Annotated in this window: 30 protein-coding genes; 13 read left to right on the top strand and 17 right to left on the bottom strand. The window is 38.0% G+C overall.

What is annotated here, in order from left to right; all coding sequences use genetic code 11:
- Positions 1-71 precede the first annotated feature (71 nt).
- Positions 72-1,799 (top strand): amidohydrolase, encoded by a 1,728-nt coding sequence (locus tag ACLCDV_RS13835; protein WP_411971428.1) that lies wholly within the window; start codon positions 72-74, stop codon positions 1,797-1,799.
- 325 nt (positions 1,800-2,124) lie between these two features.
- On the opposite strand, the gene ACLCDV_RS13830 is transcribed toward ACLCDV_RS13835, so the two are convergent.
- A complete protein-coding gene (locus ACLCDV_RS13830; RefSeq protein ID WP_411971427.1) occupies positions 2,125-2,406 on the bottom strand; it encodes a hypothetical protein in 282 nt (93 codons plus the stop codon).
- Between the two features lie 61 nt (positions 2,407-2,467).
- On the opposite strand from ACLCDV_RS13830, the gene ACLCDV_RS13825 reads away from it, so the two are divergent.
- Positions 2,468-2,590, top strand: coding sequence for an iron-containing alcohol dehydrogenase (locus ACLCDV_RS13825; protein WP_411567707.1), 123 nt, complete (start codon positions 2,468-2,470; stop codon positions 2,588-2,590).
- A gap of 39 nt (positions 2,591-2,629) precedes the next feature.
- On the opposite strand, the gene ACLCDV_RS13820 is transcribed toward ACLCDV_RS13825, so the two are convergent.
- Entirely contained in the window at positions 2,630-3,451 is an 822-nt protein-coding gene (locus tag ACLCDV_RS13820; RefSeq protein WP_317666500.1) for an AraC family transcriptional regulator, read from the bottom strand.
- 325 nt (positions 3,452-3,776) lie between these two features.
- Here ACLCDV_RS13820 and ACLCDV_RS13815 point away from each other — a divergent pair, with 325 nt between their 5' ends.
- Both ACLCDV_RS13815 and ACLCDV_RS13810 read left to right on the top strand, forming a co-directional pair.
- Positions 3,777-4,565, top strand: coding sequence for a hypothetical protein (locus tag ACLCDV_RS13815; protein ID WP_333575328.1), 789 nt, complete (start codon positions 3,777-3,779; stop codon positions 4,563-4,565).
- Between the two features lie 49 nt (positions 4,566-4,614).
- The gene (locus ACLCDV_RS13810) at positions 4,615-5,079 is read left to right on the top strand and encodes a GNAT family N-acetyltransferase (protein ID WP_317666504.1); all 465 of its coding nucleotides are present in this window, start codon (positions 4,615-4,617) and stop codon (positions 5,077-5,079) included.
- Positions 5,080-5,201: 122 nt separating this feature from the next.
- Here ACLCDV_RS13810 and ACLCDV_RS13805 read toward each other — a convergent pair whose 3' ends face one another.
- A complete protein-coding gene (locus tag ACLCDV_RS13805; RefSeq protein WP_317666506.1) occupies positions 5,202-5,924 on the bottom strand; it encodes a DUF6090 family protein in 723 nt (240 codons plus the stop codon).
- Positions 5,925-6,166: 242 nt separating this feature from the next.
- Between ACLCDV_RS13805 and ACLCDV_RS13800 the strand changes: the two genes are divergently transcribed.
- Entirely contained in the window at positions 6,167-7,327 is a 1,161-nt protein-coding gene (locus ACLCDV_RS13800) for a redoxin domain-containing protein (RefSeq protein ID WP_411971426.1), read from the top strand.
- Positions 7,328-7,350: 23 nt separating this feature from the next.
- Here the strand turns inward: ACLCDV_RS13800 and ACLCDV_RS13795 are convergent, their stop codons facing one another.
- From ACLCDV_RS13795 to ACLCDV_RS13785, 3 genes are read right to left on the bottom strand one after another with little or no spacing between them, the layout of a single operon-like run.
- On the bottom strand, positions 7,351-7,839 hold the full coding sequence (locus ACLCDV_RS13795) for a GNAT family N-acetyltransferase (protein WP_317666510.1): 489 nt from the start codon (positions 7,837-7,839) through the stop codon (positions 7,351-7,353).
- A 59-nt stretch (positions 7,840-7,898) separates the two neighbouring features.
- Positions 7,899-8,444, bottom strand: coding sequence for a hypothetical protein (locus ACLCDV_RS13790; protein ID WP_411971425.1), 546 nt, complete (start codon positions 8,442-8,444; stop codon positions 7,899-7,901).
- Positions 8,445-8,446: 2 nt separating this feature from the next.
- Positions 8,447-8,659, bottom strand: a complete 213-nt coding sequence (locus ACLCDV_RS13785; RefSeq protein WP_317666514.1) for a hypothetical protein — start codon at positions 8,657-8,659, stop codon at positions 8,447-8,449.
- A 434-nt stretch (positions 8,660-9,093) separates the two neighbouring features.
- On the opposite strand from ACLCDV_RS13785, the gene ACLCDV_RS13780 reads away from it, so the two are divergent.
- From ACLCDV_RS13780 to ACLCDV_RS13750, 7 genes are all read left to right on the top strand, one after another.
- Positions 9,094-9,708, top strand: a complete 615-nt coding sequence (locus ACLCDV_RS13780) for a hypothetical protein (RefSeq protein ID WP_317666516.1) — start codon at positions 9,094-9,096, stop codon at positions 9,706-9,708.
- A gap of 384 nt (positions 9,709-10,092) precedes the next feature.
- Positions 10,093-10,590, top strand: coding sequence for a hypothetical protein (locus tag ACLCDV_RS13775; protein WP_317666518.1), 498 nt, complete (start codon positions 10,093-10,095; stop codon positions 10,588-10,590).
- Between the two features lie 240 nt (positions 10,591-10,830).
- A complete protein-coding gene (locus ACLCDV_RS13770) occupies positions 10,831-11,682 on the top strand; it encodes an AraC family transcriptional regulator (RefSeq protein WP_317666520.1) in 852 nt (283 codons plus the stop codon).
- Between the two features lie 602 nt (positions 11,683-12,284).
- Positions 12,285-12,530 carry a helix-turn-helix domain-containing protein gene (locus ACLCDV_RS13765; RefSeq protein WP_411567708.1) on the top strand — a complete coding sequence of 82 codons (246 nt, stop codon included), beginning with the start codon at positions 12,285-12,287 and terminating at the stop codon, positions 12,528-12,530.
- A gap of 169 nt (positions 12,531-12,699) precedes the next feature.
- Complete coding sequence (locus ACLCDV_RS13760) at positions 12,700-13,617, top strand: alpha/beta hydrolase (RefSeq protein WP_411971424.1); 918 nt, start codon at positions 12,700-12,702, stop codon at positions 13,615-13,617.
- 20 nt (positions 13,618-13,637) lie between these two features.
- Positions 13,638-14,561, top strand: coding sequence for an alpha/beta hydrolase (locus ACLCDV_RS13755; RefSeq protein WP_411971423.1), 924 nt, complete (start codon positions 13,638-13,640; stop codon positions 14,559-14,561).
- A 427-nt stretch (positions 14,562-14,988) separates the two neighbouring features.
- Entirely contained in the window at positions 14,989-15,492 is a 504-nt protein-coding gene (locus ACLCDV_RS13750) for a hypothetical protein (RefSeq protein WP_411971422.1), read from the top strand.
- 174 nt (positions 15,493-15,666) lie between these two features.
- Here the strand turns inward: ACLCDV_RS13750 and ACLCDV_RS13745 are convergent, their stop codons facing one another.
- The 11 genes from ACLCDV_RS13745 to ACLCDV_RS13695 form a co-directional block, all read right to left on the bottom strand.
- On the bottom strand, positions 15,667-16,515 hold the full coding sequence (locus tag ACLCDV_RS13745; protein WP_411971421.1) for an IS3 family transposase: 849 nt from the start codon (positions 16,513-16,515) through the stop codon (positions 15,667-15,669).
- A 14-nt stretch (positions 16,516-16,529) separates the two neighbouring features.
- Entirely contained in the window at positions 16,530-16,958 is a 429-nt protein-coding gene (locus ACLCDV_RS13740; protein ID WP_289011629.1) for a helix-turn-helix domain-containing protein, read from the bottom strand.
- Positions 16,959-17,059: 101 nt separating this feature from the next.
- Positions 17,060-17,824 carry a LytTR family DNA-binding domain-containing protein gene (locus ACLCDV_RS13735; protein WP_333575326.1) on the bottom strand — a complete coding sequence of 255 codons (765 nt, stop codon included), beginning with the start codon at positions 17,822-17,824 and terminating at the stop codon, positions 17,060-17,062.
- Positions 17,805-18,821, bottom strand: a complete 1,017-nt coding sequence (locus ACLCDV_RS13730; protein ID WP_411971420.1) for a sensor histidine kinase — start codon at positions 18,819-18,821, stop codon at positions 17,805-17,807. The genes ACLCDV_RS13735 and ACLCDV_RS13730 overlap by 20 nt, the downstream gene beginning before the upstream one ends.
- A 120-nt stretch (positions 18,822-18,941) precedes the next feature.
- Positions 18,942-19,340 carry a DoxX family protein gene (locus ACLCDV_RS13725; protein WP_411971419.1) on the bottom strand — a complete coding sequence of 133 codons (399 nt, stop codon included), beginning with the start codon at positions 19,338-19,340 and terminating at the stop codon, positions 18,942-18,944.
- A gap of 26 nt (positions 19,341-19,366) precedes the next feature.
- Positions 19,367-20,410 (bottom strand): alpha/beta hydrolase, encoded by a 1,044-nt coding sequence (locus ACLCDV_RS13720; RefSeq protein WP_411971418.1) that lies wholly within the window; start codon positions 20,408-20,410, stop codon positions 19,367-19,369.
- Positions 20,411-20,456: 46 nt separating this feature from the next.
- Complete coding sequence (locus ACLCDV_RS13715) at positions 20,457-20,894, bottom strand: hypothetical protein (protein WP_411971417.1); 438 nt, start codon at positions 20,892-20,894, stop codon at positions 20,457-20,459.
- Positions 20,891-21,871, bottom strand: a complete 981-nt coding sequence (locus ACLCDV_RS13710; protein WP_411971416.1) for a heme-binding domain-containing protein — start codon at positions 21,869-21,871, stop codon at positions 20,891-20,893. The genes ACLCDV_RS13715 and ACLCDV_RS13710 overlap by 4 nt, the downstream gene beginning before the upstream one ends.
- Positions 21,872-21,998: 127 nt before the next feature.
- The gene (locus tag ACLCDV_RS13705; RefSeq protein ID WP_411971415.1) at positions 21,999-22,772 is read right to left on the bottom strand and encodes a DUF1223 domain-containing protein; all 774 of its coding nucleotides are present in this window, start codon (positions 22,770-22,772) and stop codon (positions 21,999-22,001) included.
- Positions 22,773-22,805: 33 nt separating this feature from the next.
- Positions 22,806-23,264: a protein-disulfide reductase DsbD N-terminal domain-containing protein gene (locus tag ACLCDV_RS13700; RefSeq protein WP_411971414.1), complete on the bottom strand. Its 459-nt coding sequence runs from the start codon at positions 23,262-23,264 to the stop codon at positions 22,806-22,808.
- A gap of 136 nt (positions 23,265-23,400) precedes the next feature.
- The gene (locus tag ACLCDV_RS13695) at positions 23,401-24,699 is read right to left on the bottom strand and encodes an epoxide hydrolase family protein (protein WP_411971413.1); all 1,299 of its coding nucleotides are present in this window, start codon (positions 24,697-24,699) and stop codon (positions 23,401-23,403) included.
- Between the two features lie 379 nt (positions 24,700-25,078).
- Between ACLCDV_RS13695 and ACLCDV_RS13690 the strand changes: the two genes are divergently transcribed.
- Positions 25,079-26,026, top strand: coding sequence for an alpha/beta fold hydrolase (locus tag ACLCDV_RS13690; RefSeq protein ID WP_411971412.1), 948 nt, complete (start codon positions 25,079-25,081; stop codon positions 26,024-26,026).
- Positions 26,027-26,809: the final 783 nt, after the last annotated feature.

The following is a 26,809-nucleotide window of genomic DNA, read 5'->3' as shown; positions in this document are numbered from 1 at the left end:
GATGCTGTTAAATTAAGCGAAAAACAATTAACTATTTTTTTTGTTATTCATAAATACAGTTAATGGCTCGCATGAAAACAATGACGAAATATCTATTTTTCCTTTTATCCATTTTTATTTTAGGCTGTAAGAGCAATCGGCAGATAGGAGATACTATCTATTTTGGCGGAAATATTATTACCATGGAAGAAGAGTTTCCCGAAGTAGAGGCCTTGGTATTAAAAGATGGTAAGATCATTTTCGTTGGTGGTCGAAAAGAAGCGGAGACCTATATTGGTGAGAATACATTACAGATTGATTTAAAGGGAAAAACCTTACTTCCGGGATTTATAGATGCACATGGACATATCACTTCAAGAGCCGGGATGGAAGAGGCAATAGACCTTTCTCCAGGCCCTTATGGAACTGTAAATTCCATTCCAGACCTTCAAAAGGCTTTAATAACTGTTATTCAGCAGACAAAAATGGGACCTACTGTGCCGATATTAGGAAACGGCTATGACGATGCCATTATGCAAGAACATCGTCATCCGACCCGTCAAGAATTGGATGCAGTCAGCAGGACAAATCCTATTATTGTGATTCATGCTTCTGGTCATGCAAGCGTTGTTAATAGTGCTATGCTTACTTTTTTAGGTATTTCCGAAGATATAGAGGACCCAGAGGGAGGTCATTATGGCCGGACCAAGGATAATCGATTAAACGGTAAATTGGAAGAGAATGCATCTTTTGCGGCTTTGGTGAAGTTAACGGAAATGATGCCCAACCCCATTCAAGCCAGAGGCGAACTAACTCAATCCCTTAAAGATTTTGTTAAGGCCCAAGACGAATGGCTTAGTTATGGACAAACGACGATCTGTGACGGACGTTCGATGGGGGTGAGTGTTGGGCTGTTGAAGGAAGCCGCCTCGAAAAACCTTTTAAAGGCAGATGTAATTTATTTTCCCGACTTTGAAGCAAATAAAGCAGATTGGGAATCCTTTAAACCCAATTACATGAAATACGAAAAGCGGTTGAAATTTGGCGGTTTTAAATTTTCAGATGACGGTTCTCCTCAAGGGAAAACGGCTTGGTTGACAGAGCCATATCTTGTTCCTCCAGAAGGCCAGTCGGCAGATTACAAGGGCTTTCCAATTTTTTCAGACGAAACCCTTTATAATGATTTGAAAACTGTGTTTTCAAATCATATTACGGCGCAGCTACACGTTAATGGCGATGCAGCAATTGATCAGGCAATTCGTGTGATCGGCAAATTGAAAATGGAGGGAATTTACAAGCCTGAGCTTAGGGTAACGTTAATACATGTGCAGAACAGCAGACCTGATCACATCGCCAAGATAAAAGAAATAGGTGTTATACCCTCGTATTTTTCATCACACGTGTATCTATGGGGAGATTGGCACTATGAAAGTGTTTTTGGACCCAAACGTGCTGCTTTTATTAGTCCAGCTCAGTCAGCAAAAAAAGCTGGAATACTATTTACGATCCATCATGATAGCCCTGTGACGCCTCCTGATCTAATGACCGGGGTATACGCTGCGGTTAATAGAACCACACGTACGGGGATGGTCTTGGGGCCAGATGAGCGTATTGATGTCAGGGATGCATTAAAAGCAATTACAATCAATGCTGCCTATCAGTATCAGGAAGAAAATGATAAAGGATCCTTAAAAAGAGGGAAACTCGCCGATCTGGTTATTTTGGATCAGAACCCTTTAACAATCCATCCAAAAAAATTAAGGGAAATCAAAGTAGTTGAAACGATCAAAGAAGGAAAGACAGTCTTTAAAAGAGAATGATCAACCTAACATCTTATCAATAAGAACGTTGTAATATTTGGGTGATCGATATCTGTTCATTTATGAGCACAGAAATATAATTGAAGAGTAAATGAATATTATCTTTTCGGCTCGTTCACAATCCATTCTGCGATAAGATATTGCTAAAAGATCTGACGTTCCGGGGGAATAATCTGAGCGGTTTCTAAACGCAAATCTAACGAAGGGCCAAACTAAAAACGTCGAAGAAATGTTGCGAAAAGTTTAAGAAATTGGAGTATATATCAGGCGTTTGACCATATATATAATATTTATGCTCATACAATGCTATTTTTCCGTCTTCGATTCATCTTAGCCAGCTTGACTTTGGGGCAATAGCGATCCTCTTTGCCATCTTTGCCGGAATTGGACCAGATAGCATCTTGCTACGGTACAACTCCTTCTGTCTTGCATTATAGTACGATGCATAACAGTTGGGGTCTACGTTATAGGTGGCGTCCAGCGTCACCAATTTCAAATTTCCGGTAAAAAAATGAGTTTTTATATGACCATAAATGGTGTCATTTGTTCTGGTAACTACATAGCTACAGGGCTCGGTCTGTTCCTGTGCATGCAGTGCTAAATTCATTATCAGAATTATAAATGAAATTATAAATCTAAAAAACATGTAGCGAATTGTTTTATGTTAAATTGTTTCAACTAATCTTCCCTCAACGAGTGGTACCGGTACGGAAACGACTGGGCTTGCAGTCATCACGGATCGGGAAAAAGGGGTTAAAATACAGGTCTCGATGCACTCATGCATTGCGTAGAAGCTTATATGCTCTTAAATAAGAAAGACCTATAAAATACTAAATTTCGGAAGGAGCAAATCCATAGTGTTTTTTAAATGCTGTAGAAAAATGTGAAGGGTTTTTGAATCCAACTTCGAGATAAGTATCATTCACTTTTTTGCGCTCCTCTTTCAATTTAATGTAGGCAGCTTCGAGACGCCTTTTAATTAGCCATTTCTGCGGACTTAAGTTGCTTATCTTTTTAAAATCTCTTTTGAATGTTGCTAAACTTCGACCAGTATAAAATGCGATCTGTTCCATCGTCAGTTCGTCCATATAGTTTTCGTTCAAAAACTCCAAGATATCAATTTTCCAAGGTTCAGCAAAATCGAATAAAATCGGGAAGAAGATCTCCGAGTTGTTTAATAAAGCATAGATACCTTCTTGCAGTTTAAGTTGGGCAACGCTGTCCGAAGGTTTTAATTTTTCATCAAAATAGGGGATTAATGACTGAAACAGACTGGTAACATCGGCTCTGATATCAATTTTATAGACATTCTTATCGGATAGTGATGCCTTTTTTGGTAAATTATTTTTGCTCAGTTTACTATAGAACTCCCGGAGCAATGCTCGATTGAAAGTAAGGGAAATGCCATTGTATAAATCCTCACCTTTACTGTTCTTATACATCAACAGCCGGTGGTTGCGACGAATAAATGCGCACTCACCAGCTTGTATAGTAATCTTTTTATCCCTATCTTCAATTACAAGTTCGCCAGAATATAGATACAGCAGTACATGCTCTGGCGTTGCATGGATACATTTTTTGCTATATTCGGAAAAACAAGAGAGGAAGATGCCTGAATAGTTAATAGTTTTCAATGTAGTGTTCTGATTCATTTTTATCTTTTGTTCGCGTAAAGGCCAGGCAAATGTAGTACATTCTAACTATAATTATCTTTCTCTAAAGCTCAAATTTTAATTTTCAAACGGTCACTGAGGACAAATGAAAAAGGTCATATTTCAACATATCAACTACTTGTGTTTTCTCCTTCTCTTTTTGTTTTTATCCAAGAGCAGTAAAGCACAGACGAAAAGTGTCGATTTAAATACATCAGTGTCTACATCAAATGAAGGGTCTTTCTTTTTTAATACGGATAAGAAAAATTGTATAAGACTCCCAATAGGGTATGCTGATATTTCTAAACAGCTAAACATTGACACTATGTTGTCCATACTTCAAAATCAATCTGGCAATCTTAATGCGTTAAAGTTTGATCAATTAATCGAAAAAAAAAGTATATCACTTCCCGAAGAATACGATGTAGCCTTTCCGTTCAATGAAAATACCCGTGTAGATCAAGACAAAGTTAGTATAGCCTCTGATTTTTTTATTTGCGGAGCGTATTCACTTCATTTTATGGCAGTCTATAATACCGTCAGCTACGCCGAACCCTTTATCGAAAAAATGTATTTAATTTCGGTAAAGGACAATAAACCTGTCGCTATGAAGAGAATATACCTGCACCATGAAAGAGAAATGGGATTTGCAGATTATACATTGTTTTATATCGACAAAAAGTATAGAGTCTCGTTACAAGATTATGAATTTAATGAGGATCCTTTTAAACCAAAACCAATACATCACTATCAGATTTTAGCTAATGGAAAATTCTCCCGTTACTACTATCATAATGGTTTTTATAAAAGTGATGAAGAAGAGGGCTTGATCAAGAATCACAGTAAAGAAGGAAAATGGATAGAACTTAAAGTAAATCACTGTGTGGATTTGGAACAATATCCGGAATTTATAGATCGCTATATCTATTTAGAAGCAACTTATAAAGAGGGACTTCCTACTGGCAAATGGAAATACTACAAATTATTGCAGGAATATAATGAAGAAACGGGTGAACCGATAATCGATACAAGGAAAAAGGGACCGCTGATTTATACTGAATCTTACGAAAATGGAACATTGGAAAAGCGAGAGTTTAATGGGGATAATTCATAAAAATAAATTTATATGAGTACAATAATGCAATTATTTTAGAGAGTTAAGTATGGAAACAATCATTAGACAAGCACAAGAAGATGAAATCAGTCTATTAATAGAATTTGAGCAAGGAATTGTTGAAGCTGAACGATCTTTTGACAACACATTAAAGGACGGCACAATTCATTATTATGATCTTTTAGAACTGATCAAGTCGAGTGAAGCAGAAGTTCTCGTTGCAGTTAAAGACGATCAACTTGTCGGATCAGGGTATGCCAAGTTGCTGGATGCAAAGCCTTATCAGAAGTATGAAAAGTATGCCTATTTAGGTTTTATGTATGTTAAGCCTGCCTATCGGGGTCAAGGCATTAACAAATTGATTCTGCAGAAGTTGATAAACTGGGCTAAAAATAGAAATATTTCAGAAGTTAGGTTACAGGTTTATGATGAAAATACCATCGCAAAGAATGCCTATCAAAAAATCGGATTTAAACCCAATCTATTGGAAATGCGGATGGTAATTGATGGTTAATTAAGACGAAGATCTATGGCGATTATTCTGTTGACAAAATTAAAAAAGACTGCGTTTAAGGTTTTTCGAACACAGTCTTTCTCATAACAACAGGATTTAGCTGTGGTTAACAGTTGTCTTTATTAGCTATCATGTTCAATCTCTTTAATGATTTCTTTGGCAGATTTGATTACGTTTTTATTTAATTGAATAATCATATCTGCTTGGGATGCAGCATTTGACAGGATTCCTTTTATTTTCGGGGAAGCATTAATTGCTTTGTAAATAATATCGGGATTCGTATTTGCATCCGGAATTGCTACTAATTCATCTGCAAGCTTAAAAACGAGTGAGTTGTAATAGGCTTGCCAATCGTCTTTTGCTGGAACTGTTGTTTGATAATATTCCAAAATTCCGGTTTTTAATTTTCGGTCTTTAATCAAACCAATTTTACCGCTAGAACGAAATCCTTCATAATTTCCTGTATTTCTAATCTTGAAAATAGGATTAAGATTCATTTTGATACGTTCATTAGGGTCAACTTTAGCCAAGCTGTCAATCTTTTTTTGGTTTAGATCCCCATAAAATTTACAACCTTTAGATGTATTGCCAAGGTAAGAATTTTGTTGTTCTAAGTCTTTGACGTCTTTTTCTAGATCAACTTTTAGGTCTTCCAAAAACTCTCTTACTTCTTGTTGTTCATGGCGATGTTCACTCCAACCGTGAAGCCAGATGGAAAGTGATACAGCAAAAACAATAATAAAAATCTCAATGGAAATTTCTTTCAATTTTTCAGTAAGGCTATGTTTTGGCTCCTTTGCGGTTTTGTAAATCTTCTTTGTGTGCTTAATGATCTCGTCTTGCATTTTACAGCTTAAGTTAATATAGAGGTGATTTTTTTACATATTGGTGCTGACGTACAAATATGCAAAAGTTTGGGAAAACACGCAAATTAATAACTTCTCAATTACATTTTTTCAAACTGAAATGCAACTTGCTAAATCTTTCGTTATACTTATCTAATAATGCATTAAAGTTGCAATGCAGTAAAATAGAAAAATTACTTATATTTATTTCTGTGTAAACAGCTGCAAATAAACCGTATACTATGAAAAGATACCTGAAATCGCTTTTATTACTGGTTTTTATACTGCCATTTTTCGTTCGTGGGCAAAAGGGGTATCGTATAAATGGGGAGATATCCCAATTGAAAGACGGTGCTAAAATATTCTTGATTTATGAAATAGAAGGCCGTTCTGTCGTTGATTCTGCTTTTTCACAAAATGGAAATTTTTCTTTTTCAGGAGAGGTGGATTATCCCATTTCCTCATCGCTATATCTCAACAAGAATCCTTTTGTAAATAGACCTGCCCGTAATGAACAGATGGATTTTTTTCGTTTTTATCTTGAACCTGGTAAGTTAGTGATGCGAGCAAAGGATTCACTGAAAAATATTGCTATCAGCGGATCTCAGGTTAACGTCGACCAAGAGATATTCAAAAAAATGCGTACCTCGGTCGATGATAAGTTTACAGCACTCAATAAAGAATTTTATGTACTTCCTGCCAGTCAGCAGAATGACTCTAAAGTACGTGATGCATTTATTGATAGGGAGAAAGGTCTTATGGATGAACTTTACAGTGTTCATTTAGCATTTGCTCGTCAACATCCATCATCTTATCTAAGTTTAATCAGTTTATCATTTGTTGCTGGACAGGAGAAATTTACGAGAGAAGCTGCTGCCGTATATGTTGGTTTAGCCAAAAAGCTCAAAAAGTTTCCTTTAGCCAAAGAAATACCCATGCAACTGGAAGCTTCGGTAAGGACCAAAGTTGGAGAGATAGCACCCGATCTTGAACTGCGAACAGCAAATGGTAATTACATCAAGTTATCTGATTTCCGAGGAAAATATCTTTTAGTAGACTTTTGGGCTAGTTGGTGTGGACCGTGTCGTGAAGAAAATCCTAATCTTGTAGCACTCTACAATAAATACAAAGATTCGGGATTCGAAATCTTGGGGATATCATTGGACAAGGCAGCCCAGCGTGAACAGTGGATCAAAGCAATTGCGGATGATAAGCTCAATTGGCCACAGGCATCTGATTTAAAAGGCTGGGATAGCCAAGCCGCGAAACGCTATGGCATCAATTCTATTCCAGCAAGCTTTTTACTGGATCCCCAAGGAAAAATAGTAAACCGCAACCTTAGGGGAAAAGATCTAGCGGAAAAAGTACAGACTATCTTTCAGATAAAGAGTGATCCCAAATAGTCTATTTAATTGGATCTACTCTATTAATCGTCAAGTCTATAAATAAATTCCTCAATTTCAGCTTGTCGCGCATTTGCATAACCGCGATCTGTACCAACTTTAACAAAACCACAATGTTCCAACACTTTTTGTGATCCGAAGTTGTCAAAAGCTACACGACCATAGATAGGACGGTTTGTTTCGAGTGTAAGAAAGTTTTTCAGAGCTTTTGTCGCAACACCTTGTCCCCAGAATTTTCGATCAATCCAATAAGTGATCTCGGCATCACCTTCAATAACAAACTTTGCAATAGTTCCTGCGATTGTTCCATCAACCAGAATTGTCTGATTATTGATGCTTGGCTCAGTAAGAAATTTGCCGTATTTCTCAATGTAAGTTTTCTTATCCGAAGAACTTGTCGAGGTAAAAGCGGCGAGATGATTTGCTTGTTCATCAAGCTGAAACTCATAGTGTGTTTCTAAGTCAGCGAATACTGTCGGCCTAAGGGTAAGTTGAAAGTTGCCGTTATCCATGCGTTTGATATTAGATTCACAATCAAATATATTGATAAAAACGTAAAGGATTCATCAAATCATTGTGCCCATAAAGGAAGATAGGCCGAAACTTCGATTCCTGAAGCGGTATCTTGAAAGTTAAACACGGTTTCGGGTACAATATAATTATCACCTATATCGATCCCCTTAATGGAGGAAAAAAGATTCAGATGTCGTTTTACAGTTGGAATAATATGAATATAGGAACTTGCTATTTTTTCAGGACTAAGTACACTCTTACTATTTTGCATCCCTTTGGACCTTGCGTAGCATAATTGGATATTGTCGGTGTAAAAAAAGATCATTTCAATCCTATTTTCAGGAAACAACGCTTTGATATCTTGTAACATTTGAAGATGTGTTTTGTTCGCGATATCGACCTCTACCGCAAAATCCTCGTTATTATTTAGTAGTGCCAAAAGCTGTTCTTCAAATCGCCGATATCCATCTTTTACTCCTTGGTCTGTATATCTTTGAACAAAGAGCTTTGGATCAAGTATCTTGATCCCTTCGGGAATGAAATATGGTCCACAAGTACTTTTCCCAATATGGGGGGCGCCAGTTATCACATATATTTTGGCCATGATCAGATACTTTGAATTGTCCCATCTTTACGTTCCTCAACCAATTGCCCATCCTTACTGTAAACCAATGGCTGTTCGCGAGAAAACAAATAGGAACGAATACTCTTTTGCAATTCTTGTCTCCATTGAATCTTTTCATCCGCAGACATTGTAAATGGATCTTTCTTCATTTTTCCAATTTTGACAAGTTGTTCCTCCTTTATTATCCTTTTCATTTAAAACGTAATTTATTTTAGTTAGTAATATCACTTAAATATAAACATATATTAATATATTATAAAAAAATATTAATATAAAAAATCCTATGGATTTGGTAAATCTCTTTTAAAGTGACCATCAACACTGATTGGAAAAACTAACACTTACCAAATGGAACTTTTACAAAGAATAGACATTGGAAAGAGAATTATATAATTATTCCAACAATGTCATTTCAAAAAAACAAGTGATCTTCCTGATTATTAATTTGTGATATCTATGTGAAGTCTAGATTTTTGCGATACTCCTATAAACTTCCGATCTTAGTTATCAACAGGACAGAAGTGGTGACAAAAAATAAATGGTGAACTTGCCATACGATTCAAGGAACAAAAAATCTATGAATGTTTATTTCTGTAGACAAAAAATCAAAATTAAAGCGTCGAAAAGAATGGGAAAACTAACTGATCATGAATTGGCAAAATTTATTTCAAAAAGAGTTACAGAATTGACTGAAGTAACAGGCTTGCCTCTAAAAGGCCTTGCAAGTTTTACTGGAATTTCCTATTCAACACTTAGAAGCGCAAAAAATGAATCATTATCACTTTCGCTCGATAGTTTTGCTCGGCTTTGTTCTCCTTTTTCAATTCACCTTTCCGATTTCTTCAATCCCGAGATCAAGTTGACTGTAGATGGGAATAGACTTCCAGAATTAGTCAAGTTTAAAGAGGCATTTTTAGACCGAGCTAATAGTTTTAAGTCATTTGAAATGTCGGTATCTCCGTCTCGGGGAATTAATGATGAACTTAGGAAGCAACGGGAATTTGTCGCTCGAATGATTTATACTTCTGATTACTTTCATACAGAGAAAACACTTAACCAAATGGTTCTCGATTTTGAAAGAGAGCATCAAATACAATTTAGCAAGGACCGTTTGACTGTATTACTTAAGAAATATATTGGACTCGAATTACTAGACAAAAAGGTTTTACCAAGAACAATCCGAAGACCAAATGATTTGCGTAGACCTTATCTCTATTTTAGGAAATCAATTCCGAATTTCTGATATACGTTTAGATGTGTAATAAGCCTATATCGATGTGATGCCTTGCAGATCAGTGTAACGTCAGGAGAGGCTCTTTTAATTACAGATGAAATGGAGAAACAGATGGCTTTTAACAGTTGCTTACTGAATAGTAATACATAGATTTAAATTGTGGAAGTGAAAGGCAAGTAGTAGATTATGGGGCAAGCTTTGGGTAGAAACCTGTAAATACTTTAATTTCTTTCCTAGGTCTTGATTTGATGAAGGGGATCTGAGAAACATAAGAAATTTTCAATATTTTTGAGCTATATAACCAAATAATTGAACCAATATGCAAAAAGGTAAACATTTTTGATATGCAATTTTGAACGATCAATAGAACGTTTAAATTTTAAAATTAACATCATGGGTTTATCAAATTTGGGTATTTTTCATACCATTATCGGAATAGTTGCCATTATTTCAGCATTTCTTTCACTCTTTAAAAGTGGTAAAATAAATCTGGATGCGCTCACAGGTAAAGTTTATTTTTACTTCACATTGATTTCCTCGTTGACCGCTTTAGGCTTATCCAGTGTCAAAGGTATTAATCCAGGGCATGTATTGGCCTTAATGATTGTAATTTTTGTCTCTACAGCCTATTTTTTTAATGTGAGGAAGAAGGGTAAAAATGGTTATCGCCTCATCGAAAACTTTTTATTATCCTTCAGTTTTTTTCTATCATTAATTCCGACTGTTAACGAAACCCTTAGCCGGGTGCCAGTTGGTAATCCAATAGCATCAGGACCAAAAGATCCTATAATAGGTGTAAGTATCCTTATCATCCTTGTTTTGTTTATTATTGGTTCGATAATACAGTTTAAGAAGCAAAAAAGAGTAAACAGTCGTGACATAACACCTTAGAAATAGGGTGTAAATAGTAAGAAAAATGTTTGAATAATTTACGAATATTTAGATTGATAGCAAATTTTAACTACTTTACATCCATAAAATCAGGCGAATTTGTTTTATGGATGTATTATCTAAAGACGAGGATGTTTTTTTAGCACTGATCAGAAAGATACATCAGGATTATCTCGTATACAGCTCGTTTCGCTGGTAATAATGTTGGCAACATTTTGGTTAATATAATCGTTATTTTGAATGGTTACAAGCTATAAAAAATTTGATCTATTTGGGAAAACCGTTATTCAGAAGGTAGATTTTAATTCACCCTTTAAATTTGTTTTTCCTATTGCAGAACAGGCATGTTTTCTTTATATGCTAAAGGGACAGCTAGGATTTCAAAATGGAGATACTAAACAGAAGATAGAGGCACATCGTTCTCTATTGTTGAATTGCCTGGCCTCCGGCAAGCAGATACAACAATCAGGGATGGAAAGGGAAGGTGAGATTATTATCGTTAGCTTTCATCCAGACATCCTGAAAATGGTATATGATCGGGAGATTCCTCCGGGTTTTAAGTCCGACGGCCAGGTAACTAATAAAAACAGCCATTTAATCAATAACGATTTTCTAATTCAAAAATATATTGAGGGCTTACTTTTTTACTTTGAAAACCCGTCTTTGGTAAACGATGAACTTTTGGTATTGAAATTGAAGGAAATTATCCTTTTACTAGCGCAGACTAAAGATGCAGAACATATCCAGGTTATTCTTTCACAGCTTTTCTCTTCAACAGCCTATTCCTTCAAACAGATTATTGAAGCCAATTTATTTCTACAATTGGGTATTGGAGAGCTTGCGCAGAAAACAAATCTGAGCATATCTTCTTTTAAACGGGAATTTAAAAAATTGTATAATGATTCACCAGCCAGTTATATTAAAACTAAGAAGCTCGAGAGAGCGGCAGAACTCCTCATCGCTTCCAGTACACGCATTACGAACATAGCATTTGATTGTGGATTTAACGACCTGGCAAATTTTACCAAAAGTTTTCACGAAAGATATAAGCAATCACCTACAAATTACCGGTTAAAGTTCAGAGGAGAATGATTTAACTTTAAATATCCCAATTCAGGTAAGTTGTAACAAAATCTCTGGAATGTGATGCCTGCTATTAACGTATTAAAAGCTGATTATTTTTAATGTGTATGTCGTTTTATTTAAGTTGGATACCTTTAGATTGCTTAATTATATATGCAGATTACACCGACCTATATTTAAAGTCAAATAAGTTGTAGATTCTGTAATAATAGTTGAATCAGTAAAATGTATCTGTTTTACCTGGAAATGTATCATTATTTTAGCTGATAAAGAAGCTATTTTTGTAGGAGCACAAATACTACATTGTAATGATGAATAAAATATTTAATATAAAAGAGTTTGCATTCTATCTTAATGTTACCAAGCCTAAGAATGAGGATCTCCTTATTATTAATTATGAACATGAGGATAACTTACGACTGCAATCCGATTCTGTTACCATAGATTTTTATTTGCTCGCTATAAAGCCTCCGTTGGACACACAAGTGTTTTATGACAGACAATTTGATTTAAGGGGGTAGGGAATATAATTCTGTGATTGATAATTTTTATAAAAATCTAAAGCAGTATTTTGCGAACAGTGATGGAATTGCAGGTCTCCCTTCTGTTGCATATTTTGCCAGAAAGCCAATCTTTCACCCAACTATTTTGGAGATTTGATCAAGCATTTTACGGGAGAATCACCGATCGAACATATCCATAATTTTGTTCTAAACCAGGCAAAAGACAAACTTAAAAACACTTCACTATCTATCAGTGAAATTTCGTATAGTTTGGGTTTTGATTACCCTAATTATTTTGCACGATTTTTCCGTAAGAAAACAGGTTTATCCCCAAAAGTATTTAGGGAAATGTAATTGTTAATATAATTCAGAGCAACCTAAAAAGGTTGCTTTTTTTTGCTCTAATTACAAATCAGTAAAATGTGTCCGTTTTCGAGTAATCTGTCTACGTTCCAAGTAGGAAGCTGTATTTAACTTTGTCTTATCAAAATAACAAGACGTTTAATTTAAAAAAGAAAATATCATGTCACAACAAAAGATCAGTATCAATAACGGAAACGGACAAGGAATTACCTTATCGGCTATTATTAATTTCCCTGAAGGGTTTGATGAAAATAAAAAATATGCAGTCGTAGTTGTCTCCCATCCCGGTGGTGGTGTAAAAGAACAAGCCTCCGGATTGTACGCAAAAAAATTATCGGAAAAAGGTTTGATTGCTATAGCTTATGATGCTTCATATCAGGGAGAAAGCACAGGTGAACCTCGCCAGTTGGAAAATCCTTACACCAGGACAGAAGACGTCAGTGCAGTAATAGATTATTTGACCACACTTTCTTATGTAGATGCAGAGAAAATAGGAGCAATGGGTATCTGTGCAGGAGCAGGTTACACGGCAAATGCTGCGATTAATGACCATCGTATCAAAGCAGTTGGAATGGTGAGCGCTGTCAATATTGGGTCTATGTTCCGTAATGGATGGGAAAACAGTGTAAAAGATGCCGATGCAATGCCTTATTTGTTGGCCGGCGCAAATGCCAGAACCAACGATGCAAAAGAAGGATCGCAAATTATGCCCTTGGCTCCAATGAAAGAGGAAGATGCTCCCAATGAGGAATTGAGAGAAGCGTGGGAATATTATCATACAGATCGTTGTCAATATCCTACCGCGCCGGGATGGGCAACATTAAGAAGCTTGACGCAGATTATTACTTATGATGCTTATAATAAAGCTGAAGCATTTTTCACACAACCTTTATTGGCGATTGTAGGGAGTGTTGCGGGAAGTGCCTGGATGAGTGATGATCTATTAAAAATTGCCGCAACTTCAGATAAGACAAAATATGTGATAGAAGGAGCAAACCATATGTCTCTTTATGACAGAGAAAATTATGTGAATGAAGCAATTTCTCAATTGGTACCTTTCTTCTCTGAAAAATTGTAATTCAAATAAAAGTTGATAGAATGAAAAAGTCAGTAAAATTCAAAGCCTTATATTGGGATATAGCAGCAGATTTATTATTTCCACCTGATTTTGAGGAAAATAAAAAATCTCCAACCGTTATCAGTACCCATCCTATAGGAAGCTGTAAAGAGCAGACTTCGGGTAATGTATACGGACAGGCTATCGCAGATGCAGGGTTTATCGTATTGGTTCCGGATGCTTCATTTCAAGGGGAAAGCGGTGGCGAACCCCGTTTTACAGAAGATCCGTCTTTCCGGGTGGAAGATTATAGGTATGCCTGTGATTATTTGGCAACACTAGGTTTTGTCGATGAGAACCGAATTGGCGTATTGGGTATTTGCGGGGGTGGCGGATACTCCATCAGTGCTGCTAAAACAGAACGCCGTTTAAAGGCAGTAGTAAGCATCACAGGGGTAAACTTTGGACGCCTTTGCCGTGAAGGGTTTGCTGGATATGATCCGATTGGTGCACTGGAATTAATGGCCAAACAACGTACCGCAGAATCCCGCGGAGCTCAATTCAGGGTAGACGAACTATTGCCTTCATCTGTGGAAGACGGTAGAAAAGCAGGCATTACAGATATTGATGTATTGCAAGCTACAGATTATTATAAAACTTTACGTGGTGCACAGCCTCATGGTTATACCAGTGCATTATTTTCGCACAGAGCAGCTGCTGTGGACTGGGATGCTTTTAGTAATGCCGAGACGCTACTTACACAGCCTTTGTTGATAGTAATTGGTGATAAACCGGGCGGTTTAGGAGCCTATCGTGATGGACAGGAAATTTATGGTCGTGCAGCCTCAAAAAGGAAAGAATTGGTTGTTGTTGAGGGGTGGTCTCATTATGACCTCTATGACAAACCTGAACCGGTTAAACAGGCATTGAAAAAAGTTATTCCTTTTTTTAAAGAGAATTTATAGACGGTAATTCCAAGTGAAGGAACAATAAAGCAAAATCAAGCTTAATGCTGTTCCGTTACTTTTTTATAAATAAAGTTGTAAGCGCTCCTTTATTGGTCTACTTAAACTTGATCAATACTACTTATATTTTGAATATAGAATTGAAAAATAGCTAGTTTGTTTAAAACCTATTGGCGGATATCACGTTAAAAGGGGGCATGAATCTATTTTCTAATTTGGCAAATTGTGTATATTTGAGCATTACCGCAGGCCTAACTTAACAGACGCAACAGAAAAAATGACACCTAAAGAATTTGTAAAGATGTTCTATTTAGAACGAAAATCACTCCTTGACTTATATTTAAATTCCAACAGCAAGTCTTAGGTTTCTAAACTAATTGCAGACCTAAAACTTGACGAAGAGAAAACTGAAAAAATAAGACAAATATTGAATGTAGTTTTGAGAGATGCCTTTTATTCAACTTTATTGGGTCTTGATGGAGAAGGTCAAATTGGCGAGCGACAAGAAAATTATAAAATTGAAGATGAAAATGGAAGGGAATTGACTGGTGGAGAAATCGGGAGTTTCGCTTGGGAGTATTTTTATAACAATAGAATGGAATTGGACAATTCAAGTGCTGACTTCATTGCTATATTAACTTACAAGACAACGGAACAAGGTGGACGAAAAACTGCAGCCAAAACTGGTTATCGCCCACAGATAAAATTTGACTTTGATGAAATGCACGCTTCTGGACAACAAATGTTTATTGATAGGAGTCTTGTTTTCCCTGGTGACACTGTTGAAGCTGTAATAAAAATTTCTTCTGTTGATTATTTCTCGAACCAGCTGACGGAAAAAATGAAATTTGAATTTAGAGAAGGGACTACTGTAATTGGCACGGGGATAATTAAACATGTAATTAATAACAGACTAAGAAAAAGCTCTTAGGCCAAATGAGTGGGGCGTATTGTCTTTTTGCGTTGTTTGATGATGCAAAGGACTTATAAAATTTTTGATGATAATAGCTCAAAATAGCTTAAGTGTGCTTTCCATGTCTTTTTTTTAAATAGTGACTAGTCCTGAAAAATCGATACAGGTTTTCAGTGATTAAAAATAAATAATTTAAACAGTAGTAGCCGATAGGTTGCTACTGTTTTTTGTTTTATAAGTTCTGAAGTTCATGTTTGATTTCATGTGCATCTGATTTGGAGTTAGCATATGATTAGACCAATGTGGTCTGTCATTATTATAGATATCGATTGCTTCAGCTACGATCTGCTTCATCAAATGTAGATCTAAATGATAGGTATCAATCATGAACTCTTGTTTGAGTATACCATTGATTCGTTCAGCGATGGCATTTTCATAAGGATCAGAGTTTTCTGTCATACTGCAACTGAGCTGGTACTTGCTTAGGTAATATTGGTATTCTTCTGCACAATATTGTACTCCTCTGTCGGAATGATGGATTAACGGCTCGTTTGTTTTTCTTTGTTTTTGTGCCATTTTTAGTGCTTTTACAACATGCGGTGTGCACATGGTCTGTGAGACCTCAAAGCCAACAATTTTCTTCGAATAGGCATCTGTAACCAAACTCAGGTAACAGGGGTTTTCTCGCTTTCCTATATAAGTGATATCACTTACCCAAACCTGATTGGGACGGCAAACAGCCACTTCTTTAATAATATTCGGATATTTTCTAAATCTATGATGTGACATAGTGGTCGTATGATAGCTTCTTTTACGTGTAATTAACAAATGGTTGGCGCGTAAAATATCAAAGAATTTGTCTCTACCCACCTTTAATGCCCGTAGCTCCCTTGCCAACATATGGTAAAGTTTCCGTGTACCTATTCTTGGCTGGGTAGTGCGTATTTCATGAACTAAGTCCACAATTTTCTCGGCTATACCCTGGCTCCTGGCTATACGTTTGATCCTTCGATAATACACCTGCCTGTCTAACCCGAACAATCCACAAGTAAAACTTAGGCTTTCTTGTTTTTCTTGCCGGAAACGATTGATTGCGCGGGTTTCAAGTTTTTTCTTACGTCGATTTTATATTCTTTTTCTGCAATATCGATCATCATGTCAAAGATGATCGCTTTGGAATCAGCGATGTGATTCTGATGCTCAAGTTGAGCCTTTTGCTTCTCCAGCAGTCTGACTTTGGCTTCAAGTTCTAAAATGCGCTGTTCTGGTGACTTTGCCATATTGGATGGTATTTGATTCTCCCAATCAAAGTTACCATATTTTTTTAACCAATTGCGAATAGTGCTATCTCCCTGGATGCCATACTGTTTTTGTGCTTGGGAGAGTGTCAATTTCCCCGATTCAATCTCTTTAACGACATTCAGCTTCAATGTTAAAGTGTAATCACGCTGAGTCCGCTTTACATAATTTGTTCCTTCTTCCATAACGATTTTTTTTGTGTATCGATATTTCAGGACGAGACATAGGATAATAATAAAAAAACGGAAGGCTTAGCCTTCCATTTTTTATTCAAATCATTTCAATCTTAACGATCTTCCAGCCAACTGAGGAACTGGGCGGTCTTTTCTTTGCCTATAAGCAGCTTATCGTCTGTGGGGACAGTCAATTTGACATATAGCTTCCTGGCGAAATAATGTTCAACCTCTTTAACGGCCGAAAAACTGATTAAATACTGTCTGTTCAGCCGAAAAAAATCTTTGCCAGATAATTGGGTAGCCAGCTGATCCAGGGATTGACTGAGATCAAAATGCTCACCCTTAAAAGTCACCATGGTCGGAGAGGTGTAGTTAATATAGATAAAAGCAATATCTTCTGTCTTCACCGTCATGTACTTATTGTTTTTGAACACGAGAAAGCTCTTCTTTTTATTGTCTTCGCCACTGATCTTCTGGATCAGTTCAACAAGATGATTTTCGGTGGTTTTCTGAAAGAAATTCTTGAAATTATCTACCTTTTCAAAAGCGTTTTTTAGGTCTGTTTCTGAGAAGGGTTTAAGTAGATAATCAATTCCGTTCTCTTTTATAGCCTCCATTGCGTATTCACCAAATGCTGTGCAAAAGATGACAGGACATACAACCTTTACCGACTTGAATATATCAAAACTGATTCCGTCAGAAAGTTGTATATCCATAAAGATAAGATCCGGGCTGGCGCTGTCAGAGAGGTAATCTATAGCTCCTTCAACGCTCTGGATCTTTGCCATGATCTTAGACTCTGGACGAAGTTTCAATATCAGGTTCTCGAGGGAACGGGCAGCTTTAATCTCGTCCTCAATTATTAGTATGTTCATATATAATGGGAAGTTTTATAGTAAATGTTTCAGTATCCATTAGGATACTGATCTCCTTTTCGGATAGATGAAGATAACGCTGGTTGATATTTTCAAGTCCTAAACCGGTAGAAGGTTCCGATATTTTCCTGGGCTGTATATTATTGCTGACAATAAGGTAATTACCTTCCTGCCCAATGGATATATGTAGGGGTTTCTCAAGTGAAACTATATTATGTTTAATGCAGTTCTCTACCAAGAGCTGCAATGTAAAAGGAGGAATAAAACTTCCATAAATTTCACGTCCTAGATTCATTGAAACAACTAAACCTTCCTCAAAACGTGCTTTTAATAGGTAAATATAGGAGTCCATGATCTGTAGCTCCTCTCCGAGTGGAAGTAGGTTCAGTTTGAGGCTGCCCAAAGTAAACCTGTAAAAATCAGCAAGCTTGATGATAAATTCCGCTGACTGCGTGTCATTGCTTTCCACCATGTATTTTAACGTGTTGAGACTGTTGAACAGAAAATGCGGATTTACCTGCTGTTTTAAGAGCTCATACTGTGCTGCGAGGTTAGCGGACATCGAACGCTCGAGCTCCCGTACCACCTGCTGGTTGAGATAAGTCTGGTATAGGAGATGTATAAACATATAGAAAGTCAGGTTGATGAGTACACCTCTGACCTCATACATCAGCATTTTAGGACCAAAATTGAGATGTGAAAGGATGTAATACTGTATTGAGGAAAGTACGAACATCAATACCAAACCAACCCCTAAACCTCTGAAAAGTTGAGGTGATATCACATTTTTGCGGCCTGTTTTCTTTGTATAGGCTGGTATCGAATGGATATTGTAGTACCAGATCAAAAGGGCAAAACCCGTGGTTACACCAAAGTCGGCAATACCCTCAGAAAGAATAAAATTATGGTCTACAATCTTTGGGATAGATGTTAGTATACCCAATGATATTGAACTGATCCAGATTAGTTTATGGGATATATAAAAAGGTGTCTTCATACTTTGCTCACCGTTGTTAAGCTGATAATGTTTTATATAATTTGCTGGTATTTCGGGCTGTTTGAAATGCCAGCAAATTAGCGAAAAATGTTTTATATCTAAATACCTGATACTTGTAATTTAAGTATTTAGATCTTTTGTTATATAAATGACATGATTTATCCTATTAAATGAAAAATAGGTAACTGAAAGTATAGTAATGGCAATGCATGTATCGATGACGGAAGAAGGTTCAAGAACGGCAATTTTTGAGAAGAACGCAAAAATAATGTCAAAATACATACCTGCGAAAACCCATTCCTTAAGCCTTTGAAATCTATTTGGGATCAATAATATGATAACACCCAAAATCTTGAATACGCCGAGAATGTATATAAAATGCGCTGGATAGCCTAATTTTTGTGTGATGTCCCATACTGCAGGGTTATGTGTCAGTTCAAAAAATCCGCTGAGCCCAAACCATATTGATATCAGGATACTTCCTGTAAAATAAATCTTTTTGTATGTTGAATTTTTCATAATATTTTTTGTGATTAATTTCTTTATTATTTAGAAAGCGAGTCGGCCTCAATAATGGCATCCGCAAATTCTTTGGGAGCTTCCTGTGGTAGGTTGTGTCCGATCCCACCCGTCAGGTTATGGTGTTTGTACTTTCCTTTATATTTGGAAGCATAGTTTTCAGGGAGTGGAAACGCCGCACCGTTGGCATCACCTTCCAGCGTCACGGTCGGTACGGTGATATCCGGTGATTTGGCGAGCTTTGCTTCAAGTTCGTCGTACTGTTTCTCTCCGGGAGCCAGCCCCAACCGCCAGCGATAATTATGGATCACGATAGCAACATGGTCAGGATTTTCAAACGATTTGGCCGAGCGCTGATAGGTTTCCTCATCAAAAAACCATTTCGGGGAGGCTGTTTTCCAAATTAGTTTGTTAAAAGCCGCTGTATTTGCTTTGTAACCTTTGTAACCCCGCTCCGTTGAGAAATAGTACTGGTACCACCACAAGAATTCAGCAGCCGGTGGAAGTGGGATTTCATTTGCTTTGGGGCTTCCGATCAGATACCCGCTTACAGCTACCAGCGCAGAAACACGCTCCGGCCAGAGGGCAGCCATGATATCGGCAGTCCTGGCACCCCAGTCAAAGCCTCCAATAACAGCTTTATCTATTTTCAGGGCATCCATGAAGACGATGATATCGAGCGCCACAGCGGACTGCTGTCCGTTACGTACAGTCTTTGGCGAAATAAAGGTTGTTGTTCCATAACCCCGGAGATAGGGCACAAGTACCCAGTATCCTTTTGCTGCAAGTAATTCAGCGGATTTTTCAAAACTGTGAATATCGTATGGCCATCCATGGAGCAGTATAACGGGCTTCCCGGTTTTTGGACCGACCTCTGCGTAGCCTATATCAAGCAGTCCTGCCTTTATTTTTTTTGTATGCTGAAATGCGGAGTCTATGGTGTTGTCAGCCTGAGCATGTTTATCCTGAGAAAGCTGTTGGGCGTGGACTAATGATGCACCTGCTGTGACAAGCAGGGATAACGAGAGGGTGAAAATCACCTTTTTGCCAAAATTTGCTATTGTATTCATTGGATCTGTTTTTTGTCGATTTTAAATTATTGAGTTGAAGCTATCATTATGGAAAATTTACGGGATCAGTGTCCATTATGTCGGCAATACGCTGCCCTCTGGATTCCCCGGAGGGTATTTCACCATATTCTGTGGTATAGTCCAGTTTGCCATCGTCGCCGGCTTTTACCGTCTCTACACGCAAGAGTTCACCGTTTACTTTACTCCCAAAATATTGCGGATCTTCCATAATTTTATAGGTAACAAGCTTGAGAGAAACGCGGTCGTGACTATGTCGGGCTCCTTCCAGGAGGGACAGGGCTTCCTTATTGCCGTATAATGCCGACATCGTCTGCCTGTCGGTATTAAAAGATGATGAGATAAATTTCAGTTCGCCGGGTTCAAACATGAACCGTATTTTTCCATTCTCTTTATCTGATATGTTCTTGCTGCATGAGTCGAAGATTAAACTACATAGAAATAGTACGGATAAGATCTTTTTCATTTTTGGACAGTTTTTAAATATTGCTGGATCATTCTTTTGGAGTTCACTTTCGGTGGAACATTGAACAGGTAACCCGTCGATTCTGCGAGCTGCCTATGACAGCTGATACAGGACTGTTGAGCAAACAATGCGGTCTTTCCGGTAGGTTTTAAATCTTGACCATTGAATTTCGCAAAACCCCAGCCTTCGGTTTCCTTATATGTTTTTCCGTCTTTTACCATGTACTGCATGTTCACGAAATCTCCGGGCACGATATCTCCATTGGATTTTCGGGTCTGTTTAAAAACCGCCTTGGCCACTGCACTGCCATTGGGCCAGGGGTGGAAGTTTTCCTCTTCGATAGCGCGGACGGCGATGTCATTTCCGTAAATCACGCGTATTGTATTGTCGATAAGCGTGCTCATCCCGATCACTTTCCAGTTCTTAAAATCGGCATTGTACGGGATTCCGTTCGGTGATACCGGGGCAAGGGCAGCTGTTATTTCTAATACGTTCGTAATACCCTTATGTGCAGGTAGCAAACCATCTTTTGCGGATAGCGAAAGGGCATACTGTTTTATAGTCGCTACTTCAACAGCAGATAGTTTTGAGTCCGGATGTGTGAGCGCATAGGAAGGCAGGGGCATCTTACCCGCGTTTACCATATTGTAAATGGCATAAAATTTACCTTTCTGTTCCGCATCGGAGAGCTTATCCCACTCGGAAAAATTCATCACTTCCCGTGCACGGTTAATATCCCTGTTCACGATCCACGATACCGGGGCAATTTTATCAAAGAACGATAGCCGCTGCTCATTGGAATGGCAGTTGAAACAGGAACGTTCTAGGATAAGCTGGACCTGTTTAGGTACATTTCTGATATGTCCGGTTACAGCTTTTTGTTCAATGGTTCTATTGAAAAATTGAAGGGCGATAAGACCGACCACAATGCAGATGAATATGGTGGGTATCAGTTGGATTCGCTTTAGGAGTTTCATGATCTTTGCTCTTTTGTTATGTTAAAATTAAGGTAAAGTACTACCCTAGGGAAGCTCAAAACAGTTGGACCGGACATATTGCAGGTTGAATTCTTCTTTTGGATCCCCGAAGTGGACAATCTATTTCCTAAAGGTTTATGCTTGTGGCAGCTCGTATTTCTCCGGATTTCTTGTCCTGCTCGAAAGCGATGATTTCCCATGCATGACCGGTTTCCGGAAGTTTAAAAGAGAAACTGTCCTGGGCTTTAGTGCCCATGCTCTTCAGCTCGCGTACAACCTGCACATGGGAGAGGGCTTTTCCGGCGTTCTCTCCCGCAGATACCTGAGAGGAAGCGTGTTTCTGGACAAGAGCGACCAAGATGTCCGAATTTTTGGAGCTAGAGGATGATACATAAGCGACCTGGATATTTTTGCCTTCGACTTTCAATACTTTTAAAGCAAGGGTTTCAGTATGTTGTTCTAGCATCGCGGACTGGATGCCGCTGATGACTTTGCCTGTTTCCGATCCGACCATTTCCTGTTTGCCATTGATGACCATCTGGGGGGTATATAAGGTACTTAGATTCATCCATGTGGCGTACTGTTTCTGTCTTTCGGTAAAACTGCTTTTGCTGAAGCGATCTTTCCATCCCTGATGATCCCAGTAATCGACATGAAAGGCCATGATATAAAGTTTTTTATTCAGGTTATCCCTCTCAAGTTTTGCAATAAGCTCATCTGCGGAAGGGCAACTCCAGCAACCTTCTGAGGTAAAGAGCTCGACCACGGCGAAGCTTTTGTCGGAGTTGCTGCTTTTGATCTTTTGCAGGTTTTTATCATCATTGATACCCTTGAAGGCCATGATCAGGGCAATGATCAAAGGCAGGCTCAAAACGTATAGTATTTCTTTTATTGATTTCATGATCTAAATTTTTAAGCTGTTTATAGTTTGTTGTTAGTTGAAGATTTTTAGGGAGAAGCCGAAATCCTGTGGCGGAACACATACCTGATCGCTGCACTGCATAAACTGAATGGTTCCCCGGATTGTTCCATTTTTGCCCTTTAATCTGATCTTCTGACCGAACTCGACCTCATTTTCAAAATAGGTAACTGGCATGCCCAGAAGTTTATCAAACTTCAACAGTGGGCTGGGCTGGCTCACATTTCCCACCAATTGGTAAGATCTGTCAGGCTCGAATTTAAAATTCATCTTGATCGGGCTCTGGGGGCTGTTGCCCAGTGCATACATATGCCATCCCGGAGCGATCCTGGCCTTCATCCGGATTTCTCCTTCTTCGGGGGATTTCCTTTTAAGTGTGCATTCCCATGTCACCTGACCGGATAAGGTCTGTCCTTTTGAATGTGAGCAGAACATCATTAGAACGGTCACTACTAAAATTGCTAATCTGTTCATTTCTATATTTTTAATTGTTAAACCTTAAATTCTTTTTACAAATAGACCGGAATTATGCTCTCGCTGCCACTGTAAACTGCTTGAAATAGACGTTCTAAGCCCTGAAATGGACAGTTTGGAACATAAAGGAAAATCATCACAGTTGATCCCGTAGCGTTTTAAAAGCTTTCCTCATTTCCTGGGTGAAGAGCTCCGGCTGTTCCCATGCCGCAAAGTGCCCACCTTTTGGTGCGATATGATAATAGTATAAAGAAGGATAAGCCGCTCTCGACCAGCTTTCTGGTGCTTGATAGATTTCATGCGGAAATACTGAAATAGCTACAGGAATTTTTATGCGCTTTGTTTGCTGATGTTCGGAACTGAAATTGTTGTTATTATTTTCCCAGTAAAAGCGGGACGAGGATGCTCCGGTATTGGTTAGCCAATACAAAGTTATATCGTCAAGGATCGCATCGCGGCTAATTACCTTTTCTGGCTGGAGGTTACTTTCTGACCACTCAGCGATCTTTTCGTATAAAAACGCTGCTAGTGCAGTTGGAGAATCAGAAAGCAAATAGCCTGTAGTTTGTGGCCTAGTCACCATCATCCCGCCATACGCTGCGTTTCTGCCAAAGAAAGTGCGCATTGAATTATAAGCCTTTGTTTCTTCTGGAGAAAGACTTGTCGGAGCGGGATCACCGGCGTTGATTGGTTTTACTAGGTCTGCAGGGATTGTGGCCGGCATGGTTAGGTGGATACCCAATAGCCCCGAAGGAGCCTGTCTGGCAAGCGCGTCGGAGATTACAGACCCATGGTCTCCACCTTGAGAAACATATTTTGTGTAGCCCAGACGTTTTACCAAAATATCCCAGGCTTTGGCAACACGGTCAGGGTTCCAGCCAAGTTCTTTAGGGATTTCGGAAAATCCATATCCTGGAATTGCGGGAATGATAACATCAAAGGCATCTTCAGCTTTACCACCGTATTTGACGGGATCTGTCAGTGGGCCTATAGCATCAATAAATTCCAAGGGTGATCCTGGCCATCCATGTGTAAGGATAAGGGGTAAGGCACCTTTTTCCTTTGAACGCACGTGGATAAACTGTATGTCAAGTCCATCAATCTTGGTGACAAACTGTGGCAGCGCGTTCAGTTTGTTTTCAAGCTTACGCCAGTCATAGCCATTTCCCCAATAATTGATCAGTTCTTTTAACTGGGCTAGTTGTATGCCCTGTGATTCATCGTTTACCGTTTCGCTATCTGGAAACCGGGTCTCCGAAATACGTCTTTTCAGTTCATCAAGTTTAGCCTGTGGAATATTGATCTTATAAGGTCTGATACCAATTTCTGATTTTACGCTTTCCGTTTTTGCTATGCTGCCCTGTGCATTTGTAATTGTAGGAATACATAGTGCGCATGTCGCTACCATAAGGATTGTTGTTATTTTTGTCTTCATTTCTTTTTTGTTTTAGATTTTACGATCTGATTTCTTTTGTTGCAACAAATGTATGTGGGGCGGCGTGGGTGTTAAACGGAGAATAGGTTCAAGTGGACATATTCACAGGTGAACTGGGAGTTTTAAAGTTCGAACAGGAAGTTCCATTTTTATAAATCGGATTGAAAGTAAGATATCGGCAGATAAAAGAACCGGCTATGAAGGATTTTGATAGAAAGCATTGTCCTGTAATCAACGTAGAGGTACTTTTCTATGAAACTATATGAGCCGCGGAATTGACTAATTCACTTACAAAATTGTCCGGTTCAACTGTTTTGGGTATGTACTGCTTTGAGGATCGTTTTAAGTTTGCTTCATAATCATTAAAACAATAAATAAAATGAAGACAATCAGAAAGTTTACTATCGCAGGCGCACTATGTTTAAGCCTTTTTTCCGCAGTATCGATTTCGTGTAGCAACGATAATGATTTACCAATAGGGCAGGAGACAACCATTGTAAATCACAAAAATGCGAAGACCAGCTTTATCAATGTGAAAGGAACAGATTTCGCTTACCGAAGTTGGGGTAAAGATGGAGGAATTCCGCTAGTATTACTACCTGGAACAGGTGGTTCTATGGATGATTGGGATCCTGCCGTGACCGACGGTCTCGCGAAAGAATACAAATTGATCATATTTGATAATAAAGGAGTGGCATCTTCCAAAGGAGCTACCCCCAATACTATCCAGGCAATGGCTAACGATGCCATCGATTTTATCAGAGCAATGAATTTAAGGAAGGTCAATATTATGGGATTTTCAATGGGCGGATTCGTGGCTCAAAGAATTGTTTTGACGGATTCCGAACTAATTAATAAAATAATTTTAGCTGATAGTGGGCCTAAAGGAGCTATTGGTCTTTCCAATCTTCCAAATATAATTGCTGGAAGTGCCGGACTTAGCCCTGAAGATTCCTACTTAAAATTCGGATTTACCGATTCACAGTCAAGTATTGCGTCTGGAAAATCATCTTATGCTAGAGTTCATCAACGGATAATTGATAGAGATCCAGTGCTTAGCGATGCCAGTACATCTGCTCAGTTTACAGCTGTACTAACCTGGGCACAGCCAGACCCCGGAGCACTTGATGAAATTAAGGCTATCAAAAAACCTGTTTTAATCGTACATGGTGATCAGGACCTTCCAATCTCTATTCAAAATGCCTACAATATGAACCAAAATTTAGAAAACTCTATTCTTTTAGAGTTTTCAGATTCAGGGCACGCTGCATTTTATCAAAATTATGATACTTTTTTGGCGAGGGCTGTCGCATTTCTTGCTCAATAGGTTATTTGGAATAAAAAATGATAAATAGCCTAATAGTTCATTCGAAACGCTTATTAAACAGCGGACTACAAAAGCTTGTTAGTTATTAATGGTCTTGATACTAAAAGTAAAGCAGGATTCTTTAGGCACTTTACTTTTAGTATTTTATAGAACTTTCGTTTTTAATATTTTCAAAGATGGATTATAATGGACAACACTTGGATTGTCCCTCGATACAGGATTCTGATCAGTCAAAATCAGATGAAATTCCCATCATTAACAATCCAATTTTTAAATCCATTCGTACCATAAGGTGGCTCAGGAAATGCGTCACGAACGGATTTCGGATTTACTGAAATATTTGAGCATGGAGAAATGACTACAACTACTATTTCAAAAGAAATTCGAACAGATTATTTAATTAAGCTATTAGAAGGTTTTGGATTTGAAAGGGCAACACAAATTGATTATAATTGCGAAAGGATAGTCGACTGCACAACAGGATAAACTAAAGTGTATGGTTTCTCAAACTTTACTGTTTTCTTTGAAATAGAAGGGGAGCTCGTCAACCATATTTGGCTTTTGATTTGCGCATGGGTTTCTTTAGTGGAAATTTCAGTAGAAAAATTTGAATTGGTTAAGTTAGTTCAATATAGTTTAGGAGAAGAATCTGACTTGATTTTAATAAAAATATGTAATGGATGTGCGGATTTTTGAGATTTTACTCAATACAATTTGTCGAATTATTTGAAGTCAATTATTTCGGATAGATATGACGTTTAGATAGAAAAAATATTGGGCATT

The organism is Sphingobacterium sp. Lzh-3, assembly GCF_046764375.1.
Taxonomy (GTDB): domain Bacteria; phylum Bacteroidota; class Bacteroidia; order Sphingobacteriales; family Sphingobacteriaceae; genus Sphingobacterium.
This window is presented reverse-complemented; position numbering and strand designations above follow the sequence as displayed.